Genomic DNA, 3,855 nt, shown 5'->3' on the forward strand with positions numbered 1-3,855 from the left:
CGCGCTGGACAGGTACTCCTTGGCGTCGCGCAGGGCCTCGTCGATGATGCGGGCCGCTTCCCTGGCCTGCTCCGGCTCGTGCGCGGCCTGCACCTGCAGCCGGAAGCGCGAGGCGCCGGTCGGGGTGACCGGGAACTCGACCATGAACGCGAGCACCCCTCGGTCGAACAGCAGGCGGTTGACCGTCCGGGCGAGCTTCTCGTTGCCGATCAGCACCGGCACGATCGGGCTCGGCGAGCCCATGCAGGTCAACCCGCGCGTCGTCAACTCGTCGCGCAGGGCGTGGATGGCGGAGAACAGCCGCCCGCGCAGGGCCTCGCCCTCGTCCGTGCGGATGATCTCGGCCGCCTTGAGCACCACCGCGGTCTGCATGGGCGACAGGGCGTTGGAGAAGAAGTGGGACCCGGCGAACATCTTGATGTACTGCTTCACCGCGGGCGACCGGGCCGCGACGAAGCCGCCGTTGGAGGCGAAGGTCTTGGAGAACGCGCCCATGACCAGGTCGACCTTGCCCAGCATGTCCTGCATGCCCAGGACGCCGGTGCCGCCGGGGCCCATCGAGCCGAGGTCGTGGGCGACGTCGACCAGCAGGGTCGCGTCGTAGGCGTGGCAGATCTCCTGCAGGGCCACGACGTCCGGCCAGTCGGCGTCCACCGAGAACAGGCCGTCGGTGATGACCATGATGCCGTTGTGGGTGTCCGTGGCGCGGATCCGGGCCAGGTGGGTGCGCACGGCCTCGACGTCGAGGTGGGTGTAGCGGGTGATGTTCCTGGTCGCCGCGCGCGCCCCCGTCTGCAGGCACGAGTGGGCGAGGCGGTCGATGAGGACGTGGTCCTCCTGGCGGACCAGGCCGGTGACGGTGCCGAACCCGGCCGACCACCCGTTGGAGAACAGCGTCACGTGCTCCAGGCCGACCAGCGCGCCGAGGGCCGCCTCCAGCTCGTCGGAGATGCGGGTGTTGCCCAGCACCATCGGCGACCCGGCGCTGTGCGGGCCGAAGTCGCGCATCGCCCGGACCGCCGCCTCCCGGATCTCCGGGTGGGCGTTGAACGACAGGTAGTCCTGGGAGTTGAAGTTGATGCCCCGGGCGGGTTTGCTCAGGTCGTTGGTGATGGTCGCGACGCCGCCGGGCGCCGCCTCCAGGACCCGGGAGTACTGCCACGTCTCGGTGCGCCGGCGCGCCTCCACCCAGCCGTGGAACTCCTCGGTCCGGGCGAGCAGGTTGGCCCCGACGGGCCGGAAGAAGTCGTAGGCGTTCTTGTCGAGCGCGTAGTCCTCGTCGGGGTCGATCGCGGGCGCGGCCGCCGTCGCCGGCTCCCACATCGGTTCCAGGTCGGCCCGGATCGCCGGGTAGTCCTCGTCGAAGAAGCGGGCCGCCTCGTCCGCCGGGAGGGTGTCCAGCTCCTCCAGGTCCTCCCACGGGATGTGGCTCGCCCAGTTCCGCATCATGTCCGACACGTCGCGGGCGGCCGCGGCGACCGACTTGGCCGCGGCGACCGGGTCGGCGCCCGCCGCGTCGCCCGCGGCGATCAGCGCGGCGACGACCTCGCCGTCCTCGCGCTCGTGTGCCAGGGTGCCGGTCATCGGGTCGCCTCCGCTTCCACGCGCAGGAACGGGTTCCGCTGGTACTCGCGGTAGGTGGCCTCGAAGTCGGCGAACGCGGCGTGGTCGAGCGAGGATTCCTTGGCCGTGTCGTTGAGCAGGAACACGTTGGACGGGTCGAAGAACTCCGAGACCGGCGCCACGTCGACGTGGGTGGCGATGAAGCGGTCGATCTCGGCCTGGTTGCCGCGCAGGATCGCGAACAGCTGGAGCTCGTCGTGCCGCAGCGGCTTCATCTCCGCGAGCGTGCACACGTAGTCGTAGTAGGCCGCGGCGGTCTGGCTGCGCCGCTTGGTGGCGTACCCGGCCATGGCGGTGTCCCGGTCGGTCTCGCCGCCGAGCCACCGGCCGACCGCCTCCGCGGCCAGTTCCGCGTCGCGCAGGGCGTGGGTGATCCCGAGCGCCGTGCACTGGTCCTTGAACGACTCGGCGTCGCCCACCAGCACCCAGCCCGGCCCGTGCAGCCGCCTCAGGTACGCGGCCTGGTCGAGCGTCCCGTAGAAGCGCTCCTCCCGGCGCGCCCGCGCCACGGTGTCCGCCGCCTCCTCGCTGATCAGCCCGAGCGCGCGGTGGAAGTTGCCCTCGACGTCGGCCCGGAACTCCGCGGCCCACTCGCTCGGCCCCCACGTCAGCACCATGGTCTGCCCGTGGTTGGTCGAGGCCATCGCCATCCCGAGCCTGCCCCGCCGGTGGATCTGCGCCTCGGCGTCGGGGATGCCGCTGAAGTAGCTCCAGTAGGCGAAGGTGCACCGGGGCCGCTCGTCGAACTTCTCCAGCCCGAGCGCACGTGCCACGAAAGAGTTTCGCCCGTCGGCCCCGATCACCACCTGCGCGTGCTCGACCGTGCCGTCCCGGCCCTTGATGCCGATGACGGTCCCGTCGTCGTCCCGTAAGAGTTCCTTGACGGTGTACCCCTCGCGGAACTCCACGCCGGCCCGCACCGCGTTGTCGACCAGGATCTTGTCCAGCACGTGCCGGCGGACCGAGAAGTACTCCGTGGTGATCCCGCTGTCGTCGTCGTGCAGCAACCGGAACTGGTTGCGCAGCAGCTCCTCGGGAACGCCGCCGCGCAAGGCGATCCCGTTGTTGACCACCGTGACCCGGGTGTGCGCGGGCGTCACGGCCCGGACCTCGTCCAGCACCCCCAACCGGTTCAGGTAGGAAGCGCCGTGCGGCCAGACGAAGTGCGTGGACAGCACATCACTGGGAAACCGCGACCGGTCCACCACCAACACCCTGAGCCCCCGCCGGGCCAGGTGCACGCCGACCGCCGCCCCGGCGCACCGACCACCTATCACAATGGCGTTGTACATGCGAGCATCCCAACAGGACACTCACACCCTGCATAGGACCGAACGGCCGAGCACCCCCCTGTGTCCGCGGCACCGGCCATTCATCGGGGAAATCGGTCGTCCGAATCGGTGGAACGCCCCGTTGAACGCTGATCCGCTCGTCGGATCACGGTGAGGACGTCGCCTCGAGCAGGACGCCGGCGGGCGTGTCGACGCGCGGCTCAGCGCAGGTCGACCTCGACCCGGTGCGCCGCGAGCACGTCCAGGAGGTGCGCCAAGGTGATCGCGGGCTCCGACCGACGCCGGTCGTGGCCGGCGACGAGATGTCCGCGCGCGACGGCCGAGTCGTGCCACACCAGTCGGAACGGGGTACGTGCGCCGAAACCCCCGCCGAGGCAGTCGTGCAGGGCGTGGAGGTTCCAGCCGAAGTAGCCGCCCGGTCCGTTGACCGCCTCGCCGATCGCGCAGTAGAACCCCTCGACGTCGGTGACGAACCGGCCGTCGAGCTCGTAGGTCGTGCCGGGTGGCCGGTCCGGCGCGCCCGACGTGCAGCCGAGTGCCACCCCGGCCCACCAGTGCCGCAGTTCCCGGTCGTGGCGGGCCCACAGGTTCCGCCGGGACGGCCGCCCGGCGCGCCAGTGCTCCAGGACGTCGAGGACCCCCGCCGGCAGCGGCTCCCTCGGACCGATCTCGACGGTCACGTCCAGGAGCCCGGCGCCCAGCGGCGACGGTTTGGCCGCGTTGACCGTGCCGGCCAGCAGGGCGCCGGTCACGTGGACGGCGGAACCGTCGTCGGCCACCATGTCGACCCGGGCGCGGACCCAGCGGCGACGCAGGGCCGCGTTGGTCGACTGCCCCACCGCGTCGAGCGCGACCAGCAGCGCGGGTTCCGGTCGGCAGCCGAGGAGCCGGACCCGCGGCACCGGTGGTGCGGCCTGCTCGCGGAACACGCCCTCGACGC

At 71.6% G+C, this 3,855-nt stretch carries 3 protein-coding genes; all 3 read right to left on the bottom strand.

Annotated features, from left to right (window positions below; translation table 11 throughout):
* On the bottom strand, window positions 1-1,584 hold a 1,584-nt coding region (locus ACFV4N_RS41015), incomplete at its 3' end, for an aminotransferase class I/II-fold pyridoxal phosphate-dependent enzyme (RefSeq protein WP_499678090.1).
* Complete coding sequence (locus tag ACFV4N_RS41020; protein WP_499678091.1) at window positions 1,581-2,915, bottom strand: NAD(P)/FAD-dependent oxidoreductase; 1,335 nt, start codon at window positions 2,913-2,915, stop codon at window positions 1,581-1,583. The genes ACFV4N_RS41020 and ACFV4N_RS41015, both read right to left, overlap by 4 nt.
* 200 nt (window positions 2,916-3,115) lie before the next feature.
* Window positions 3,116-3,855 (bottom strand): barstar family protein (locus tag ACFV4N_RS41025; RefSeq protein WP_499678092.1); only part of this gene is annotated, 740 nt, incomplete at its 5' end.

Source organism: Actinosynnema sp. NPDC059797 (assembly GCF_042732085.1).
In the GTDB taxonomy this organism is placed as follows: Bacteria; Actinomycetota; Actinomycetes; order Mycobacteriales; family Pseudonocardiaceae; genus Actinosynnema.

Excerpts from the sequence above, each read along its gene's own strand:
- ACFV4N_RS41020 (WP_499678091.1), bottom strand. The coding sequence starts at position 2,915 with ATGTACAACGCCATTGTGATAGGTGGTCGGTGCGCCGGGGCGGCGGTC.